The following is an 18083-nucleotide window of genomic DNA, read 5'->3' on the forward strand; positions in this document are numbered from 1 at the left end:
ACAGCCATCTGTGAGCCTGGCCTCCGCGTTCGCGATGCCGAGCGCCAGGCATGACAGGGTTTACCTGTCGGCGTCGTTCCCCTCGGCGGCCATGTCGTCGAACTGCGCGAGCAGGGCCAGCATCTGCTTGTCACCGTCGGGGGAGATCATGAGGTCGAGGTGGTGGGAAGCTATCTCGGCCATCGGCAGCACGTACTCGTGCATCGCCTTCTCGTACGTCTCAATCGCCGCGGCCGGGTCGCCCGGGTTGTTGATGACGGCCAGAGCCAGTTCGGTGGCGTCCAACAGGGCGAGGTTGGCGCCCGCGCCGGCGAAGGGGGACATGAGGTGCGCCGCGTCGCCGATCAGGGTGACGCCCGACTTGCTCTGCCAGGCCAGCCCCACGGGAAGCTGCATGATCGGGCGGGGCACGATCGTGTCGTCGCAGTGACGGATGAGGTCGGTCAGTTGTGGTGCCCAGTCGGTGAAGTACCCCAACATCGCGGCGCGCGCCTCGTCCGGGCGGTCGAACGGGATCCCGCACGCGGTCAGCCAGTCCTCGCCTGTGCGGAAGGCCACGTAGGTGCGGATCCGGCCGTCGCCGTTGCGCTGCGGCATGATGCCCTTGTTGTCGCCCAGTGCGTACAGGCTGCCACGGCCGATGAGTTCGGCGAGGTCCGGCTGGGTGCCGTCCACGTCCGTGATGCCGAGCTCGATGAAGTTGACGCCGCTGTGCTCCGGCTCGGCGTCGGTAACTAGCGGGCGGACGTGGGACCACGCGCCGTCGGCTCCGACCAACAGGTCGCAGGTGGCGAAGGTGCCGTCGGCGAAGTGCAGCTCGTTCCGGCCATCCCTGAGAGGGATAGCCTCCTTGAGGTACTTGCCCCAGCGGATCGAGTCGGGGTCGAGCGAATCCAACAGGATGTCCCGCAGCACCCCCCGGTCGATCTCGGGTCGATCCAGGTCGTCTTCCTCGGCGACTTGTTCACACAGCAGCGTGCCGTGCTTGTCGAACAGCTTCATGTCCTGGCCCTCGGGGCGGACCGCGGCACGGAATTCTGCGGTCAGGCCGGCCTCCTGTATGGCGCGCTGTCCGGACTCCTCGTGCATGTCGAGGGTGCCGCCCTGGCTGGGTCGGACGTAGCGGGTTGTGTCGGCCTCGTAGATGGTGGCCTCGATGCCGTGGACCTGCAGAACGCGGGCGAGGGTGAGACCACCGAGACCACCCCCGACGATGGCGATGCGGGGGGTGGTGGGATTCATGACGCTACTCCGTTCAGGTGGCGCAGAGGTTCGGGATCAGGCGGACCGAGGAACCGCGGCCTCTTCGGCGACCGGCTTCGGGGGCATGGGCTTGCCGCGCAGCGGGATCTCCTTGACGAAGAGGGCGGCCACGAAGCCGGCGGCGCACAGGCACGCGGCGAGCAGGAAGATGTGCTGGGTACCGGTGGCGACACCGTCGAGATAGGCGTCCCGGGCCTGGGCGGGCAGCTTGGCCAGGGCGGAAGCACTGATCTTCGTGGATTCCCCGGAACCGGAGGAGACGGGCACACGGCCTGCCGTGGCGTGGGTGAACAGGGAGCCGAAGACGGCGGTACCCAGGGAACCACCCACGGTACGGAACAGCATGACGCCCGCGGAGGCCGCACCCATGTCCCGCATCTCCACGCTGTTCTGCGCGATGGTCGTGGTCATCTGCAGCATGAAGCCCAGGCCGATGCCGACCAGCGCCATGTAGATCCCGGCGACGACGCGGGAGGTGTCGGTGTCCATGGTGGCGAGCAGGCCGGTGCCCACAGTGAGGAGGGCGCCGCCCAGAATGGGGAAGATCTTGTACTTGCCGGTGCGGGACATGTACTTGCCGGCGATGTTGGAGACCAGGGCGACGGGGATCATCATCGGCATCAGCAGCAGGCCGGAGTTGGTGGCCGAGGCGCCCTGCACGCTCTGCTGGAACAGCGGCAGGTAGAGCGTGGCGCCGAACATGACGACACCGGCCGCGAAGATCATGACAACGCTCAGAACGAAGTTGCGTTCGCTGAACACGCGCAGCGGAAGCAGGGGCTCGGAGGCCCGCTTCTGCGAGGCGATGAAGCCGGCCAGAGCGACCGCCGTGAGGGCGAACAGCGACAGGATCTGCCACGAGCCCCAGGCGTACTGGGTGCCCGCCCACGTGGCGGCCAGCACGATCGCGGTGATCGTGGTGGTCATCAGAACAATGCCCAGCCAGTCGATCCGGGCCTTGCTGCGGATGGCGGGCAACTTCAGCATGACCGTGCACCAGACCAGGGCCAGCAGTCCGAGCGGAATGTTGATGTAGAAAGCCCAGCGCCAGCCGATGTGGTCGGCCACGAAGCCGCCGACCAGCGGGCCTCCGATGGTACCGATGGCCATGACCGCGGCCGTCATGCCCTGGTAACGGCCTCGCTCACGCGGCGGAACCAGGGCACCGATGAGCGTGATCGCGAGGGCCGAGATGCCGCCGGCGCCCAGGCCCTGGATCGCCCGGAAGCTGATCAACTGGGTCATCGACTGCGAGGCCCCGGACAGGACCGAGCCGAGCAGGAAGACGCCGATCGAGGCGAGGAAGAGGTGTTTGCGGCCGAAGAGGTCCCCCAGCTTTCCCCACACGGGGGTGGATGCGGCGGTGGCCAGGGCGTAGGCGGTGACGACCCAGGAGATGTGGGACAGGCCGCCGAGGTCGCCGACGATCGTCGTCATCGAGGTGCCGACGATGGCGTTGTCGAGCATCGCCAGCAGCATCGCCAGCATGACGCCGAGCATCGTGAAGCGGATGCGGTTGGGGCTTGCGGACGGTTCGGTCGGCGAAGGCGCAGTTGGAGCCGTCGACATGGCAGATCATGCCTTTCGCGGAGGAGGAGGCGTCGTAGGAGCGGTCGCAACGGAGCCCGCTCTTGTGCCGTCCAGGGAAGCACAACCAGATGTAAAAGTACAACCGATAGCCTTATTTATCCGCTCGCCTTACGGGTTTACAGTGGCAGGCATGACCGAGATGACACACATGCCAGAGACGACAGGCGTGACCGAAGCGCTAGGGCGTCGGGAGCGCAAGAAGGCCCAGACCCGCAAGGCGCTGTCGGAGGCTGCGGTGCGACTGTTCACCGAGCGTGGCTTCGACAACGTGGGCGTCAGAGAGGTGGCCGAGGAGGCGGATGTGTCCGTGACCACGCTGTTCAAGCACTTCCCGAGCAAGGAGGCCCTGATCTTCGACGAGGACGAGGGCCGGGAAGCGTCCCTGATCGCCGCCGTTCACGACCGGGATCCCGGCCAGTCGATCCTCGACGCACTCCGGGGCCACATCATGCGCACCCGCATCGCGTTCCGCGATGACACCATGGAGTTCACCGCACTCTTCAAACTTGTGGATGAGACACCATCCCTGCAGGAGTACCTGCACCGGATGTGGCGGCGACACGAGACGGCACTGGCCACCGCCATCAGCGAAGCCATCGGCGCTCCCGCAGGTGACGTCCGCGCCGCCGCACTGGCCCGATTCGTCATGGAGAGTGGCAACCTGGTCCAGGGACGCGAAGACCCCCAACGGGCCCTGGTGGAGATCTTCGGCCTGCTCGCACACGGCTGGAGCGACGGCTCGAACTGAGCCGTGCGGCCCGGCTCAGGTGAACACCGGCTCGGACTTCCGAGCCGCCTGAGACCGGGCCGAGAATGCGGATCCCGTCAACTTGCCTTTTATGAACGAGGGAAGTGACCGGCGCGACCACATTCGGTCACTGACCGCCCTCTTCTCCCGCGCTCTCCGTGGCCGCGTTGCGCGGCAGCAGCTTCACTGCCGGAAGGCAGACGGCAGTGACCGCGAGGACCACGATCAGAGCGACCTTGATCGCATGGACGGGGGCGCCCGCATGCAGGTAGACGGTGGTCACGACGGCCGAGCCGATGCCGTTGGCCAACTGCTGCACGGAGGTCAGAGTGCCTGAGGCACTGCCCGCTTCGGCAGGGTCGATGTCACCGAGGGCGATGTCGATGATGAGGCCGTAGCAGCAGCCCATACCCACGCCGGTGACGAAGATGGGAAGGGCAAGCTGCCACAGGGTCACGTCCATGCCCTTGGCGGAGAGCAGGGCAAGCAGCAGGCCCGCGCCGAGCATGGTGACGACCATGCCGACGGCGATCAGCTTGCGGCCGAGCCTGCCGCCCAGGCCGATGCACAGGCCGGAGCCGGCGATGATGCCGAAAGTCAGTGGCAGAAGCCCCACTGCCGTGTGCCCCGGAGTCTCCCTCAGCGGCCCCTGCATGAACAGGGAGAACACATAGGTGATGCCGGCGGTGACGGCGAAGAACAGCAGGCCGACGATCATGCCGGAGCTGAATCCCTTGTTCTTCAGCAGGCTCGGCTTGATCAACGGCTCGGCCGCAGAGGTCTGCCTGCGACCGAACAGCACCAGGAAGATCACTCCCATGAGCAGAGAGGCGATCGGCACGGCCCCCCAGCCGTAGGTGGAGCCCTCGATCAGGCCGAACATCAGGCCGAACATGGTCACGGCCAGCAGTCCCGCGCCGACGCCGTCGACCGTGACGGACGGGTCTGCGCCGTCGCGGGGCAGGAGCTTGAGGGCGACCGCCACGCCGACGACGCCGAGCACGATGTTGACCAGGAAGATGGGCCGCCACCCGAGTCCGGCGATGTCCGCGTCGATGATGAAGCCGGCCAGAAGCGGACCGCCCACGGTGGCCACCCCGAGCAGCGGGCCGAAGATGTTGAACGCCTTCTTCAGCAGGTCGCGCGGGAAGGTCTTGGTCATGATGGCCATGCCCTGCGGGATGAGCATTGCGCCGAAGAGGCCCTGCACGACGCGGGCCACGATCAACACCGCCGGGTCCGGAGACAGGCCCGCGACCGCCGAGGCCACGGTGAAGCCGGCCATGCCGGTGAGGAACATGCGGCGTTGCCCGTACCTGTCACCGAGCCGTCCGCCGATGACGAGCAGGATGCCCATGGCAAGGGCATAGGACGAGCCGAGCCATTTGATCAAGCCCTCACCGCCCCCGATGTCGCCCACGATCGTCGGCGCGGCGATGTTCGTGACCGTGGAGTCGATCAGGTCCAGGGCATCGGCCAGCAGGACGAGCCCCAGGATCAGCCAGCAGGCCAGCCGGGAGATCGACCCGGCCGCGGACACACTGCTCTGGGTCTGTTGTGTGGTGGTCATGGCGCTCCTACCAGGGCGGATCCGAGTCACACGCTTCATGGGCGGAAGATCACGAGATCCCCGAGGGGCGCATGTCCGGGTGGGAAGGTCCCAGCCACAAGAAATCAGAATCATTCTGAATATGCAACCGGATCGAAATCAGAGTCCTTCTGTAACCGGTAGCATGGTGGACATGGTGATCCAGGAACCAGGACGACGTGAACGAAAGAAGGCGGCGACGCGACAGGCTCTGTCGGACGCGGCGCTGAGGCTCTTCGCCGAACGCGGCTATGACAAGGTCACGCTCGCCGAGGTGGCCGCCGAGGCCGACACCGCGATCGCGACGGTGTTCGCGCACTTCCCCGCCGGGAAGGACGCGCTCATCTTCGACGACGGCAGCGCTCGGCGAGCCGACCTGGAGGCGGCCGTACGAGAGCGCCCCGAGGGCACCTCCATCCTCGACGCGGTGCACGGTTATCTCGCCCGACGTGGTCCATTCATCGAGGGCATGAGCGCCGAGCAGCGCACGAAGGCAGACCTGATCATCAACACCCCGGCGCTGCGCGCATATGCCCGCACGCTGTGGATCGGCTGCCAGGACTCCCTGGTTCAGGCCGTCGCCGACGAGAGCGGACGTGAGCCGGGGGATCCGGCGGTGCGCACACTGGCCCGCTATGTCCTCGAACTGCCCGACCTCATCGGTGCGGACGACGACCCTCGGGCCTCCCTGGACGCCGCCTTCGCCCACCTGCGCCTGGGCTGGCCGGACTTGTAGGCGGCCCCACTCCACGGGCGGGCGGGAGCCGTCGGAACCTACACCGACGGATGTACGCCGTTCAGCCCGCGGATGCAGACACGGTCCCCGGAACGTCGCTCCACGGTCTGTCGATTCGGGCAGGGCCCGGTTCTAGCGTGATGCAGGTCCGGTCGCGAACGGACTGCCCCACTACGACTTCCCTCTAGTTCCGACGAGGACCCTTCATGATCGAGGCCCATTCCCTCACCAAACGCTACGGTGAGCGCACCGCAGTGGAAGATCTCAGCTTCACCGTACGGCCCGGTGTCGTCACCGGTTTCCTCGGGCCGAACGGCGCTGGCAAGTCCACGACGATGCGGATGCTGCTGGGTCTGGACGCGCGGGCCGCGCCGTGGTCAACGGCAAGAGCTGTGCCGACCACCGGGCGCCGCTGCACGAGGTGGGGGCGATGCTGGAGGCCCGCGCCATCCACACCGGGCGCAGCGCCCGCAACCACCTGCTGGCGCTCGCCGCCACCCACGGCATCTCGGCGCGCCGCGTGGACGAGGTGATCGACCTGGTCGGGCTGCGCGCGGTGGCGAAGAAGCGCGTCGGCGGCTTCTCACTGGGCATGGGGCAGCGGCTCGGTATCGCCAGCGCCCTGCTCGGCGACCCGGCCACGGTGATCCTCGACGAGCCCGTCAACGGCCTGGACCCCGAGGGCCTCCTGTGGATCCGCAATCTGCTGAAGGGGCTGGCCGCCGAAGGTCGTACGGTCCTGGTCTCCTCGCACCTCATGTCGGAGATGGCGCTGACCGCCGAGCACCTGATCGTCATCGGACGCGGTCGGTTGATCGCTGACACGTCGGTCGCGGAGTTCACTGCGCAGGCTGCCGGGGACCTGGTGCGGGTGCGCACCAACGAGGCGGAGAAACTGCGCGAGCTGATGGCAGGCCCGGACGTCACCGTCTCCTCCCAGGAGCCGGGTGTGCTGCTGGTGACCGGCATCACCAGCGACTGGATCGGGCGGATCGCAGCCGAGGAAGGCATCGCCCTGGCCGAACTGACGCCGCAGCAGGCGTCGTTGGAGGAGGCGTTCATGGAGCTCACCCGGGACGCCGTGGAGTACCAGGCGCCCGCGACGCAGGGCGCCGGCGCGGGTGCGGAGGAGCGTGCGGCATGACGACGGCAACGGTGATTCCCGAGGCGGAGCGCGGCGAGGTCACACAGCTGAAGGTGATCAACTCGGAATGGATCAAGCTTCGTTCGCTGCGGTCCACGCTGTTCACGCTGGCAGCAGCGGTGATCGCGATGATTGGCCTGGGCTACTTGTTCAGCTACTTCACCGCTGACCGCTGGTCCCATCTGCCGGCCGACGAACGGCTGCACTTCGATCCGACGCTGACGAGTCTGCGCGGCTTCTTCCTCGCCCAGCTGGCCGTCGGAGTCCTGGGCGTCCTGGTGGTCAGCGGCGAATACGCCACCGGGATGATCCGCGCCTCGCTGTCCGCGGTGCCGCGGAGACTGCCCGTGCTGTGGGCGAAGGCGCTGGTGTTCTGCGCCGTGACGTGGGCGCTGATGACGATCGCCGCGCTGATCGCCTTCCTGGTCGGGCAGGCCGCACTGTCCGGCCACCATCTCGGGACGTCCCTGGGCGCCGCGGGCGTGCTGCGCGCGGTGTTCGGCGCCGGTCTGTATCTGACGGGCGTGGGCCTGATCGGGGTGGCGCTGGGCGCGCTGATCCGCAACACCGCGGGCGGCATCGCCACCCTGTTCGGTGTCCTGCTGGTGGTTCCGGTGCTCGCCGAAGCGCTGCCGTCCTCCTGGTACGACGCGATCAACAAGTACCTGCCGAGCACGGCGGGGCAGGGGCTCATCCACGTCCACGCGGACCCGAACACGCTGTCGCCGTGGGCCGGTTTCGCGGTGTTCTGCCTGTATGCGGCGGTCGCGCTGGCCGGGGCCGCGGTAGCGCTGAAGCGGCGGGACGCCTGATGCCGGCCGACGGCCGCAGGGCACGACGATGACGTACGCCCTGCCTCAGGCCGTACGTGTCCGGGCCCGGTCGTGGCGCGCCCTCGCCGGGCGCCCCCGGCTGCGCCTGCGCACCCTGCTGTCGGTGCAGTCGGTGGATACGCTGTTCGCGGCGGCCGTCTTCGTGGCGATGACGGGAGCGATGCACCGTGCCATGCACCCCTTCCTGGGGCACCTGTTGCTGCTCAACGCGCTGCTGTCGCTGCCCCTTGTGTGGCGGCGCCGTGCTCCGCTCGTGTCATTCCTGGCCATGTCGTCGGTGGCGTTCGCCCAGTGGTGCCTCGGCCTGCGCACGCCGGCGGACATGACACTGCTGATCGCGCTGTACACGGTGGCCGCGCACGCGTCGAAGCGGCACACCTGGCTCGCCATCGGCGTGCTGGAGACCGGAGCGCTGCTCGCGTCGGCCCGGTGGTCATCGCAGGAACGGGTCCTCGAGTCGTTCGTCGCACTGTCCGCGATGGCCGTGGCCGCGTACGTGATCGGCATGAACATGCGCAGCAGGCGCGCCCAGTACGCCTTCCTGGAGGAGCGCGCCGTACGACTGGAGCGGGAACGCGACCAGCAGGCCCGGCTGGCGGTCGCCGGCGAGCGCACCCGTATCGCCCGGGAGATGCACGACATCGTCACGCACAACCTGTCGGTGATGGTGGCGCTCGCCGACGGCGCCGTCTTCGCCCAGGAGCTGCACCCGGAACAGGCCACCGCGGCGATGCGGCAAGTGTCGACGACCGGCCGGCAGGCGATCACCGACATGCGGCGCTTCCTCGGCGTACTGCGCGCCGACGAACCCGATGCGCTGCGCCACCCGATGCCGGGAATAGCGCAACTGGAACCGCTCGCCGACCAGGTCCGGGCGGCAGGGCTGCCCACCCGCCTCGACATCTCGGGCGACCCCGCGGCCGTACCCGTCCCTGCGCAACTGACCGTCTACCGGCTGGTCCAGGAGGCGCTCACGAACACCCTGAAGCACACCCGCCGGGCACCCGGGCCGACGTACGAGTGCGCTGTACCGCGCACCACATCAGCGTGCAGATCACCGACGACGGTCCCGCGGCGGAGTTGCCGGCCTCGACCGGCGGGCAGGGGCTGCACGGGATGCGGGAGCGGGCCGCGGTGTACGGCGGCGAGTTCGAGGCCGGGCCGCGCCCCGACGGCGGCTGGCAGGTACGGGCCGTGCTGGCCCTGTCCGGAAACGAAGTGTGAGCCATGACGATCAGAGTCCTCCTCGTCGACGACGAGCCGCTGCTGCGGATGGCGTTCTCCATGGTCTTGGAGGCGCAGCCGGACATGGCGGCCGTCGGCGAGGCCGGCAACGGCGCCGAGGCCGTGCGTCTGACCGGTATACGGCGACCCGACGTGGTGCTGATGGACGTGCGAATGCCGGGGATGGACGGCATCGAGGCGACCGAGCGGATCGTGGCGGAGTGCCCCGAGGCGAGGGTGCTGATCCTGACCACCTTCGACCTCGACGAGTACGCCTTCGCCGGCCTGCGCGCGGGAGCCTCCGGCTTCTTGCTGAAGAACGCGATGCCCCAGGAACTCCTGGCCGCGATCCGCTGCGTGGCCGTCGGCGACGCGGTCGTCGCGCCCCGTGTCACCCGCCTCCTGCTGGAGAACTTCGCCCACCGGCTTCCCGCCAAGTCCGAAGACGGTGGGCGCGGGGACGAGCGGCTGGACCGAATCACCGTGCGCGAACGCGAGGTCCTCACCCAGATGGGCCGCGGTCTGTCCAATGCGGAGATCGCCGAGACCCTCCACCTGGCCGAGGCGACGGTCAAGACGCACGTCAGCCGCATCCTGGGCAAGCTGGAGCTGCGGGACCGGGTCCAGGCAGTGGTCCTGGCGTACGAGACCCGGCTCGTACAGCCCGGCTGAGCCCGAGGACACGATGTCAGTCAAGCGGGTCGGCGGTGGCGAGCTGCTGCAGGCGGGAGGACTCGATGTCGAGGCCGTGCTGGGCCCGGCTCAGCGCCGAGGAGCTGTACGTCCCCTTTTCACGCTCCGCCAGCAGGCGTTCGCTCTCGGCGGCCAGCACTCTCAGCCGCAACTCGAGGTACTGCTCCTGCAGATCCGCCTCCTCGTGGGGTGCTTTCGGGATCTGCGCGGCGTTCGTGTCGGGGATGCGGGAGTCGGCACGGACCTGATCCAGGATCTGCGGGTCGTAGACCTTCCCGTCGGCCCGGTGCAGTTGCGGATCGTCGAGCACGTCCCGGGCGGCGAGGGCGAGTTCGCCGAGGAGTTGCTCGACGTCGTCGCGCAACTGTTGCGGGTCATCGGCAGGGATCTTCACCTTCCGGATGACCATCGGCAGCGTCAGTCCCTGCAGCAGCAGCGTGGTGGCCGCCACCACGAACGCGATCAGGATCAGCAGGGGCCGGTCGGGAGTGTCCTCGGGAAGCGTCTGGGCCGCGGCCACGGTGATCACACCGCGCATTCCGGCCCAGGCCAGCACCACACCGCCGCGCCAGTCAATGGCCTGGTTCAGATGGAACTCCACGTCCGCTGCGATCCTGGTGATCCGGAGCGCGAACCGCTGCTTCTTCTGCTCGGTGTCCAGGCGTGGCCCCGAACCCCGGCGCCGGGAGGTGTCGACGCGGTCATCGACGTCGGGGCCCGTGTGGCCTCCGTCCAGCCGGGCCTGGATGTGCGCCAAGCGGGGCTTGACCCGAGCCGCGCGGCGCGTGTCGCCGTGCAGTGCGGCGATCAACGGGGCCGTGAACACCATACGTACGGCGATGACCAGCGCGGAGGCCGCCAGTCCGACGACGATGGCCCGTCCCACGTCCAAATGATCGCGCTGAACCTCATCGACCAAGGTCTTGATGCCCAGGCCCATGAGCAGGAAGACGGCGTTCTCCAGCAAGAAGGCAAGAGTGCGCCAGTTGGTGGCTTCGGTCAGCCGGTCCTGCGCCCGCAGGAACCGCGGTGCCTGGTGTCCGGTGACCAACCCCGCTACCACGACGGCCAGCACGCCCGAGGCGTGGAACTCCTCGGCCGGCACGAAGGCGACGAAGGGGATGACGAAGGAGACCGCCGTGTTGAGGACCGGGTCGCTCAGGCGACCGCGCACCCGGACATTGACCTGCCCCACGACCAGCCCCACCACCACGGCGACAGCCACCGCGTACACGAATTCGCCGGCGATGCCCCACAACGACACCGTTCCGGCAACGGCGGCCAACGCGGAACGCAGCAGCACCAGCGCGGAGGCGTCATTGATCAGCCCCTCCCCCTCGAGCACCGTCAGCAGCCGGTGCGGCAGCCCCAGGCGCCGCCCGACCGATGTGGCGGCGACCGCGTCCGTGGGACTGACGACTGCGCCCAGGGCGAAAGCGGCGGGCCAGCTGATGTCGGGCAGCAGAGTGTGAAAGAGCCAGCCGGACCCCAGCGTGCTGGCCGCCACGAGCACCACAGCCAGACCGGTGATCGGTTTGAGGTTGCGGCGGAAGTCGACGACCGGCATGTTGACGGCGCCGGAGTACAGCAAGGGGGGCAGCACCCCGGCCAGGACCCACTCCGGATCCAGCTCGGGATGCGGCACGCCGGGTACGTAACTCAGGCCGATTCCCACCACGACCAGACTCAGCGGTGCCGCCACCCCCAGCTTCTGGGAGAAGGCGGCCACGGCCACGATGCTGATGACGCCAACAGCGGCGACGAGAGTGAATTCCACAGATGTGACCAGGTACTTTCAGAGGTGCGATCGTCTGGCAGCCGAGTGGTCCGGGACGTCCTGGCCGATAAGACAGGACACGCGTCCTCTTATACAAGACGCCTCAGGAGCAGCCGCCGCTCACCCCACTTCCTCTGCGCGCACCGTGTCGTGCACCCTCAGAAGCCGGACTACGGACTTCTCGTCCCGGTTCTCCAGGGCGTCGACCAGTTCCACGTGAAGCCCGCACCGGTCGCGCAGGTACGGCCCCAGGGGAACGCCGTCCTGCGGGAGGACTGCCTGCGCATGGCGCTCGACCAGGTCGAGCAGGTTGACGTACAGGGAGCGCAGCAGCGCGCTCGGCGTGATGTCGGCCACTCGTGCGTGAAGATGCCAGTTCGCTCGGACGAACTGCTCGGCGTCCTCCGAGCCTGCGGCCTCCTCCATCCGCGCAAGCAGGGCACGCAGATCCTTGATGTCGGCCGGCGAACCGTGCCACAACGCGTCCTGCCACAGCAGCGGCTCCAAGGCGTTACGGATGCGCAGGGCCTCCGCCACGTCGTCCTGCGCGGAATCAAGCGCCAGAACGGACTGGGCGAGCCTTGCCATCGGCGTCTGCTCCGCCGCGAACAGACCGCCCCCCGGCCCTCGTTGCACCGTGACGACACCCCGCGTCTGCAGCAGCCGGAGCGTCTCGTTGAAGGTGCCCACCGAGACTCCACACCGGGCTCGCAGTTCGTCCTTCGTGCCCAGACGAGTTCCAGCGGCGACGCGTGCGGCAAACTCCGTCACCATGTCGGCGGCCATCTCCGCCCGGGACTTCGCCCCGTCCTGGCCCCATTCCGATCGCCGCAGCGCCGGAGGATCCATGCCTCTGGCACGCCCCTCATGCCACGCGCCCTCGTCCCGCGCTGCCACGGTCACTCCCCCTTTCGCGTCGGAATTCGCCCCCACACCTGCGATTCATCATGACGAATAGCTTCCCACCTCTTGACGCCTAATGAAACCAGGGTGCAACATCGCCATAATCATCATGGTGAATAAAACTGATCTCCATCGACGGTGAGCGCGCCCTCAGGCGGCCACCATCGAGGGATCCCGCATGACCACCTTCAGACACCTCACAGTGAAGGTCCTTCCATGCACAAGGCCGTACGGGCACCGTAGAGGCGGTAGCGGACCCTTCCGACGGGCCAGGCTCGAGCGTTCTGCCGGCCGAGGACCCGCCGAGCGCACCGAGCATCCCGCCCCATCACAGACGCGCCCCCTGCGCGCACTCTCCGACCTGCACACCCCAGGACGTTCGGTCGCGTTCACCCCCTTGCAACATGTCGCACCATTCGGTTCACTGTTCTGCATCGCGCTACATTCCCTGGAGACGACATGCTAGGCATCGTCCTTGTCGTGCTCAGTGGGCTCTGGACCGGCGGCCTCACGACGACCGCCTGGGAACGCATCCCGGTCTGGCGCCGCCTCGACCCGGTGTCCCGCGCCGTCGACTTTCGACGGTCGCTGCACCGGATGGATCCGACCATGCCGGTCATCGCGGTCGTCATCGTCGTTCTGGGCGTTGTCTACGCCCTGCGGCATGACGGCGACGCCCGGACACTGGCGTGGATCGCCCTCGGCGCAGTCGCGCTGATCGTCGTCGTCTCGATCGTGCTGCTCGAACCCATCAACACCAAGTTCCGTCGGCTCCCCGAGGGCACACCGCCACCGGATGCCGAGTCCCTGCACAACCGCTGGTCGCGGCTGCACATCGCCCGCGCGGTGGTGGCCGTCGCCAGCCTGGCTCTGTTCGTCTCCGCAACACATTCCTAGGAGGTCACCATGAATCGCATCCCGCCCCCGGACCCCTCGCGTGAACCGCTCAAGATCAACGTCTTCGAGCGGATGGCAAACGCTGCCAACCAGCTGATGGCGCTGTTCCCCTACGACGACGCCGGCTCGATCGTGCCCTGCGGCGCCGTGCTGTCAGGCGGTCCGGACAAGGAGTACGGGCACTTCTTCCACGGCAACTCCGTCGCCGAGGTCGTGGTCGTCTACGGCTCCCACAAGTCGCTGCTGTCCTCGGGGCAGATCTTCGCCACCCAGCCGTTGCACGGGGTCAACTCGTTCCTGCGGGACGAGAAGGACCCTGAGGCCTTCGGGGTCATGACGATCACCCAGCACCAGTCGGAGTCGGGGGACCAGCACGAAACGGTGATGGCCCGCTGCCAGGAGTGCAAGGCCGAGCTGGTCAGGGTCGACTACGACGCCACCCCGCACGGAGCCGAGGGCCACGACCCCACCCGGTTCGGCGCCGCCGACGACCGCGTTCGCCAGTTCCCCACCACCGCGGGGTCCATGGAGTTCCTGGAACTGCGCAACAGTGACGAGGGCCGTACCTGCGCTGAGTGCGGGCACGTCAACACCCTCTTCCCCGCCGCGGAATGGGGATGGGTGCGCCAGGTCGAGCAGACCGACGTCGTCAACAACGCCTACCGCGCGCTGGTCAAGGAGGGCCTGTCGTGAACCGTCGCCGCATGCTGCACGCCTTCAAGGCCGGCCAGGAGGTCGGCAACTACGAGGACGCCGCCGTCCTGCAGGAGGCCGTCGACCCGCAGCTCTACCTGTCGCGCAACTGGCTTCCCCAGCCCTTCCACCTGATCTGCTCCAAGGACACGGTGATCACCCAGCTGAGCGGCGCCTCGCAGATCGGCCTGCGGGACAGCTCTGTCAACACGTTCCGCATGGGGGTGGGCGACCTGGCGTACGTCCCTGCGGGCACCCCCCACCAGATGACCCCCAGTGAGGAGGGCGTCTGCCTGCGCTACATGCCCCTCGACGCCGGGCTGGTGGGTGCGGTCTGGTACTGCCCCGGCTGCGAGGTCGAACTGCAGAGGCACGAGTGGGAGCACTCAAACGAGCTCCCCGCCTCGGGTTTCTACGCCGACGCCTGCGCGCGCTTCAACGCCGACCTCGAGGGCCGCACCTGCGGCAAGTGCGGCGCTGTGCACCCGGAGATCGACCTGGCCGCGTACGGCTGGAAGGACGAGTGACGGAACCGAGCCCCCTGAGGTCGCCCCAGTGGTGACCGGCCTGGTTCGGAAGGGACATCGCGTCCACGGCACCCGGGCCACGCGCACGGACCGCACACATCGGATCGAAGGGATTGGCACGTGTTCAAGGATTACCTCGTCGTATCCGTCGGAAACCAGGATCGCTATGTCGAGATGCAGGACTACGCGATCAACAACCACGCCCAGACCGTCATGAGTCACCGCCCGTTCAAGGGCGTCTTCCGGCGCTTCATCATCAATCGGGTCGCCCAGCCCGAGACGCTGCCGGCGCAGCTTCTGTACAACCGTCGCACGGAAGTGGCCCTGGTCGTCGAGCACACCTGTGACGACGCGGCGCTGTTCCGCGAAGCCCTCGAGGACGAGGAGTACAAGGCTGTCATCGGACCCGACGAGGAATACATGGCGCGAGAGTTCCTGGACGCCCCTCCCGTTGCCGCGGAAATGAACGAGAAGGTGATCTTCTCGGAATCCGGTGCGGGGAAGTACCGCGTATTCGACTTCCTCAAGCGGCGTTCCGATGTCAGCCCCGCCGACTTCTCCGACTGGCTCGACCGGGAAGGCGTGCTGCTCGCCGACCTGGCGGAGTTCCGCGCGGCCGCGTCACGACGCGTCCACAACCACATCGGTACCGGCACGGCCGTCTACGCGGAAAGCGGCGGCGCCGAGGCCTCGACCGGCCGGGAATACGACGGCATCGTCGAGACCTGGGTGTCCTCGCCCGACGAACTCTCCCGTTTCTACCCCGAGATGAGACGTCGGCACGCCGACTACGTGGATCCCGACGCCAGCTTCTCCGTGGTCGCCACCGAGAACGTCTTCGTCACCGATCAGACGTAGAGCACGATCGGCCGAACCTGGGCCACATCGAACGGCCATGGGCTCATCACCGTGACCTCACCTGCAGGTTCCGTTTCACCGACCGTGCGAGCGCCGCAGTCGCGGTGACTGAGCTGGACGCCGCTCTCGTCCACTCAGCACCGTCGGCAGGATGCCTGGCTCGTAGGCCATCACCCGTGTCCAGGTTTCCTGCGACGCAGCGGCATCGCGCTGACCGTCCGGCATCCCAGAGACTCGTCGCCATCGGCATGTCGGCGCGCGTCGCCGAGCCGTACGGCTCGAAAGCGGTCAATCTCTGCCTCCGTCGGACTACCCCCATCTCCGTCAAGGAGTGCGCCCGTTGAGCTCGACGACAGCAATCCCCGCACGACGTCGACAGGTCGGTGTTCTCGTCCTCGCCTGTCTCATTCTCCTCGTGGACGGCTACGACCTCTTCACCCTGGGCACCGTGGGGCCCAGCCTCGTGGACTACAAGCCCTGGGGGGCGACCACCTCGACCATCGGACTACTTGGCAGTGTCACCGCCATCGGCATGCCGTTCGGCTCGGCCCTCGCGGGCTGGGCCGGCGACCGCTGGGGACGACGCGTGCCGATGGCCGTCGCAATCATCTGGGTCTCGGCCTCGATGCTGGGGGCCGCGCTCGCGCCCGGACTGGGGTTCTTCACCGTGGTCCGGTTCTGCACCGGTATCGGTATCGGTGCGCTGGCTCCGCTCGTGGGTGCCTTCGTCACCGACAGCGCACCACCGCATCGCAGGACGCTGCACCTCATGGTGGCGCTGGGGGCCCTCGGAATCGGCGGCATCGCTTCATCACTCCTTGGCAGGCTGCTTCTGCCCGACGTGCACTTCCAGTGGTTGTTCCTGCCTGGTGCAGTGCCCGTCGTCATCGTCCCGCTGGTCTGGCGGCTGGTCCCTGCCGCTCCCCCGCCTCACGAACCGGCCCTCGCCACGGCCCGGCGCAACCACGTGGTCCAGCTGCTCAGCCCCCAGTTCAGGCGCACCAGCATGCTGTTCTGGGGCGCCACCTTCATGAGCATGGCCCTGGTCTACAGCACCAGCTCGTGGCTGCCCACGGTGATGGTGAAGGCCGGGTACGACCTCGGTTCGTCGCTGGACTTCCTCATGACCTTCACCATGGGCGCCGTCGTCGGAGGCCTGGTCCTCGCGCCGATCGCTGACCGGGGCCATCTACGGATCGTGACGTTGGGGACGTTCCTGCTCGCTGCCGTCGCACTGCTCGTACTCAGCACACCGCAGCCACGCCCGCTACTGCTCGTGGTATCAGCGCTCGCCGGCCTTGGCTCGCTGGGCTGCCAGAACATGGTCGCGGCCTGCATGACCGCCTTCTATCCGCCACACCTGCGCGGCACCGGACTGGGTGTGGGGCTCGGCGTTGGCCGCGTGGGTGCAATGGTCGGCCCGACCTATCTCTCCGCCGTGACCGGCGCGTTCGACTCCCCCCGCGCGGGCTTCTACGCCTTCATGATTCCCGCCGTCCTGGGGGCGTCCGTCATCGCGCTGCTGCCCCGCCGGTTCGCACCCTCGTCCACCGAGCCCGCCTCAGCTGAAGCCGCAGCTACAGTCGCCCGATCGTGACCCGAGGCGGCTCACGCAGGGACCTGTTCGTCCCTGGCCGCCGGGGCCGCGTCGGCGATCAGCTGTTGCATCAGGTCTACGAACTCTCCGCGCTGGGCATTGGACAGCGGCCGTACCAGTTCGCTCTGTACGTCGAGTACAGCCCGGGCGTGCTGGTAGAGCTGCCCCCGTCCCGCGGCGGACAGGGTCAGCAGGTTCCGGCGGCCGTCGACCGCGTCGCGGGTGCGGGCAATGAGTTCCCGGCTCTCCAGCCGGGCGATGACGTCACCGCCGCTGGACTTGTCCAGCGAGGCGTGTCTGCCCAGCATGCGCTGATCGATGGGCGACTTGCCCTGCAGGACGAGCAGCACGCTGTACTGCACGGAGGTCAACTCGGGCGACACCCGTTCGCTCCAGAGCATGGTGTGGAGTTGCTGTGCGCGACGGATCAGGTGACCGGGTGACGTGTGCAGCCGTATGGGCGGCAACCGCAACGGCCAACCGGACACTGCGGCGTTCTGTGGAATCGACGCCGTGGTGGTGGGCGGATCCCCGCGGTAGACGACCAGCCGAAGCAGCCGCAGCAGGGCTTCGCCCTCGTCGAAGGACAGCGCCTGCAGCAGCCGGTCCTGTACGTCGAGTACGGCCGGCGCCGTCCGCACCAGGATGGTCTCGCCCGGTTCGGTCAGGCGGGCGAGCATGCGTCGGCCGTCCTCCGGGTCACGGTCCCGTACGACCAGTCCTCGGCCTTCGAGCCGGCGAAGGACCCCCGCCGTGGTGGTCTTGTCCAGCGACATGAGTTCGGCCACGGTCCGCTGGTCGATCCCGGGCTGCTGCCCGAGGACGAGGAGGACGCCGTACTGCATCGACGTCAGGTTCTGCGGTACGTGTTGCTGCCACAACGCGGCATGCAACTGCTGCGTGCGACGGATGAGGTGCCCCGGCGTGCTCGCGAGAACGGGCAGCCTCTCGGCCGCCACCTGCCCGGACCTGCCGACGGTCACCATGCCCCCTCACGATCGCCCTCGATGGT

General features: G+C 68.0%; 16 protein-coding genes and 1 pseudogene. 11 read left to right on the forward strand and 6 right to left on the reverse strand.

Annotated features, from left to right (window positions below; all coding sequences use genetic code 11):
- Positions 1 to 60: 60 nt before the first annotated feature.
- Together ABZ880_RS38530 and ABZ880_RS38535 are read right to left on the reverse strand one after the other, a co-directional pair.
- Positions 61 to 1242, reverse strand: a complete 1182-nt coding sequence (locus tag ABZ880_RS38530) for an NAD(P)/FAD-dependent oxidoreductase (protein ID WP_361273178.1) — start codon at positions 1240 to 1242, stop codon at positions 61 to 63.
- A 36-nt stretch (positions 1243 to 1278) separates the two neighbouring features.
- The gene (locus tag ABZ880_RS38535) at positions 1279 to 2751 is read right to left on the reverse strand and encodes an MDR family MFS transporter (RefSeq protein WP_361273181.1); all 1473 of its coding nucleotides are present in this window, start codon (positions 2749 to 2751) and stop codon (positions 1279 to 1281) included.
- On the opposite strand from ABZ880_RS38535, the gene ABZ880_RS38540 reads away from it, so the two are divergent.
- On the forward strand, positions 2750 to 3601 hold the full coding sequence (locus ABZ880_RS38540) for a helix-turn-helix domain-containing protein (protein WP_361273183.1): 852 nt from the start codon (positions 2750 to 2752) through the stop codon (positions 3599 to 3601). The two genes, ABZ880_RS38535 and ABZ880_RS38540, sit on opposite strands and share 2 nt — an antisense overlap.
- A gap of 127 nt (positions 3602 to 3728) precedes the next feature.
- Here the strand turns inward: ABZ880_RS38540 and ABZ880_RS38545 are convergent, their stop codons facing one another.
- Positions 3729 to 5171 carry an MFS transporter gene (locus ABZ880_RS38545; RefSeq protein WP_361273186.1) on the reverse strand — a complete coding sequence of 481 codons (1443 nt, stop codon included), beginning with the start codon at positions 5169 to 5171 and terminating at the stop codon, positions 3729 to 3731.
- Positions 5172 to 5343: 172 nt separating this feature from the next.
- Between ABZ880_RS38545 and ABZ880_RS38550 the strand changes: the two genes are divergently transcribed.
- The 5 genes and pseudogenes from ABZ880_RS38550 (at position 5344) to ABZ880_RS38570 (ending at position 9798) form a co-directional block, all read left to right on the forward strand.
- A complete protein-coding gene (locus ABZ880_RS38550) occupies positions 5344 to 5925 on the forward strand; it encodes a TetR family transcriptional regulator (protein WP_361273189.1) in 582 nt (193 codons plus the stop codon).
- 206 nt (positions 5926 to 6131) lie between these two features.
- Positions 6132 to 7069, forward strand: a pseudogene (locus ABZ880_RS38555) (ATP-binding cassette domain-containing protein).
- Entirely contained in the window at positions 7066 to 7881 is an 816-nt protein-coding gene (locus ABZ880_RS38560; RefSeq protein ID WP_361273192.1) for an ABC transporter permease subunit, read from the forward strand. Before ABZ880_RS38555 ends, ABZ880_RS38560 begins: the two are co-directional and overlap by 4 nt.
- A gap of 28 nt (positions 7882 to 7909) precedes the next feature.
- The gene (locus ABZ880_RS38565; protein ID WP_361273195.1) at positions 7910 to 9133 is read left to right on the forward strand and encodes a histidine kinase; all 1224 of its coding nucleotides are present in this window, start codon (positions 7910 to 7912) and stop codon (positions 9131 to 9133) included.
- On the forward strand, positions 9130 to 9798 hold the full coding sequence (locus ABZ880_RS38570; protein ID WP_361273198.1) for a response regulator transcription factor: 669 nt from the start codon (positions 9130 to 9132) through the stop codon (positions 9796 to 9798). Before ABZ880_RS38565 ends, ABZ880_RS38570 begins: the two co-directional genes overlap by 4 nt.
- Before the next feature lie 16 nt (positions 9799 to 9814).
- Here the strand turns inward: ABZ880_RS38570 and ABZ880_RS38575 are convergent, their stop codons facing one another.
- Together ABZ880_RS38575 and ABZ880_RS38580 are read right to left on the reverse strand one after the other, a co-directional pair.
- Positions 9815 to 11596 (reverse strand): cation:proton antiporter, encoded by a 1782-nt coding sequence (locus ABZ880_RS38575; RefSeq protein ID WP_361273200.1) that lies wholly within the window; start codon positions 11594 to 11596, stop codon positions 9815 to 9817.
- A 120-nt stretch (positions 11597 to 11716) separates the two neighbouring features.
- Positions 11717 to 12493 carry an FCD domain-containing protein gene (locus tag ABZ880_RS38580; protein WP_361273203.1) on the reverse strand — a complete coding sequence of 259 codons (777 nt, stop codon included), beginning with the start codon at positions 12491 to 12493 and terminating at the stop codon, positions 11717 to 11719.
- Between the two features lie 486 nt (positions 12494 to 12979).
- Here ABZ880_RS38580 and ABZ880_RS38585 point away from each other — a divergent pair, with 486 nt between their 5' ends.
- The 5 genes from ABZ880_RS38585 (at position 12980) to ABZ880_RS38605 (ending at position 17071) form a co-directional block, all read left to right on the forward strand.
- Positions 12980 to 13396, forward strand: a complete 417-nt coding sequence (locus ABZ880_RS38585) for a DUF1772 domain-containing protein (protein ID WP_361273205.1) — start codon at positions 12980 to 12982, stop codon at positions 13394 to 13396.
- A 9-nt stretch (positions 13397 to 13405) separates the two neighbouring features.
- Positions 13406 to 14089 carry a hypothetical protein gene (locus tag ABZ880_RS38590; RefSeq protein WP_361273208.1) on the forward strand — a complete coding sequence of 228 codons (684 nt, stop codon included), beginning with the start codon at positions 13406 to 13408 and terminating at the stop codon, positions 14087 to 14089.
- Positions 14086 to 14616 carry a hypothetical protein gene (locus ABZ880_RS38595; protein WP_361273211.1) on the forward strand — a complete coding sequence of 177 codons (531 nt, stop codon included), beginning with the start codon at positions 14086 to 14088 and terminating at the stop codon, positions 14614 to 14616. Before ABZ880_RS38590 ends, ABZ880_RS38595 begins: the two co-directional genes overlap by 4 nt.
- A gap of 120 nt (positions 14617 to 14736) precedes the next feature.
- Entirely contained in the window at positions 14737 to 15474 is a 738-nt protein-coding gene (locus tag ABZ880_RS38600; RefSeq protein ID WP_361273213.1) for an EthD domain-containing protein, read from the forward strand.
- Between the two features lie 340 nt (positions 15475 to 15814).
- Positions 15815 to 17071 (forward strand): MFS transporter, encoded by a 1257-nt coding sequence (locus ABZ880_RS38605; RefSeq protein WP_361273216.1) that lies wholly within the window; start codon positions 15815 to 15817, stop codon positions 17069 to 17071.
- An 11-nt stretch (positions 17072 to 17082) separates the two neighbouring features.
- Here the strand turns inward: ABZ880_RS38605 and ABZ880_RS38610 are convergent, their stop codons facing one another.
- Positions 17083 to 18057, reverse strand: coding sequence for a MarR family transcriptional regulator (locus ABZ880_RS38610; RefSeq protein ID WP_361273218.1), 975 nt, complete (start codon positions 18055 to 18057; stop codon positions 17083 to 17085).
- Positions 18058 to 18083: the final 26 nt, after the last annotated feature.

This window comes from Streptomyces sp. NPDC047043, assembly GCF_040644055.1.
In the GTDB taxonomy this organism is placed as follows: Bacteria; Actinomycetota; Actinomycetes; order Streptomycetales; family Streptomycetaceae; genus Streptomyces.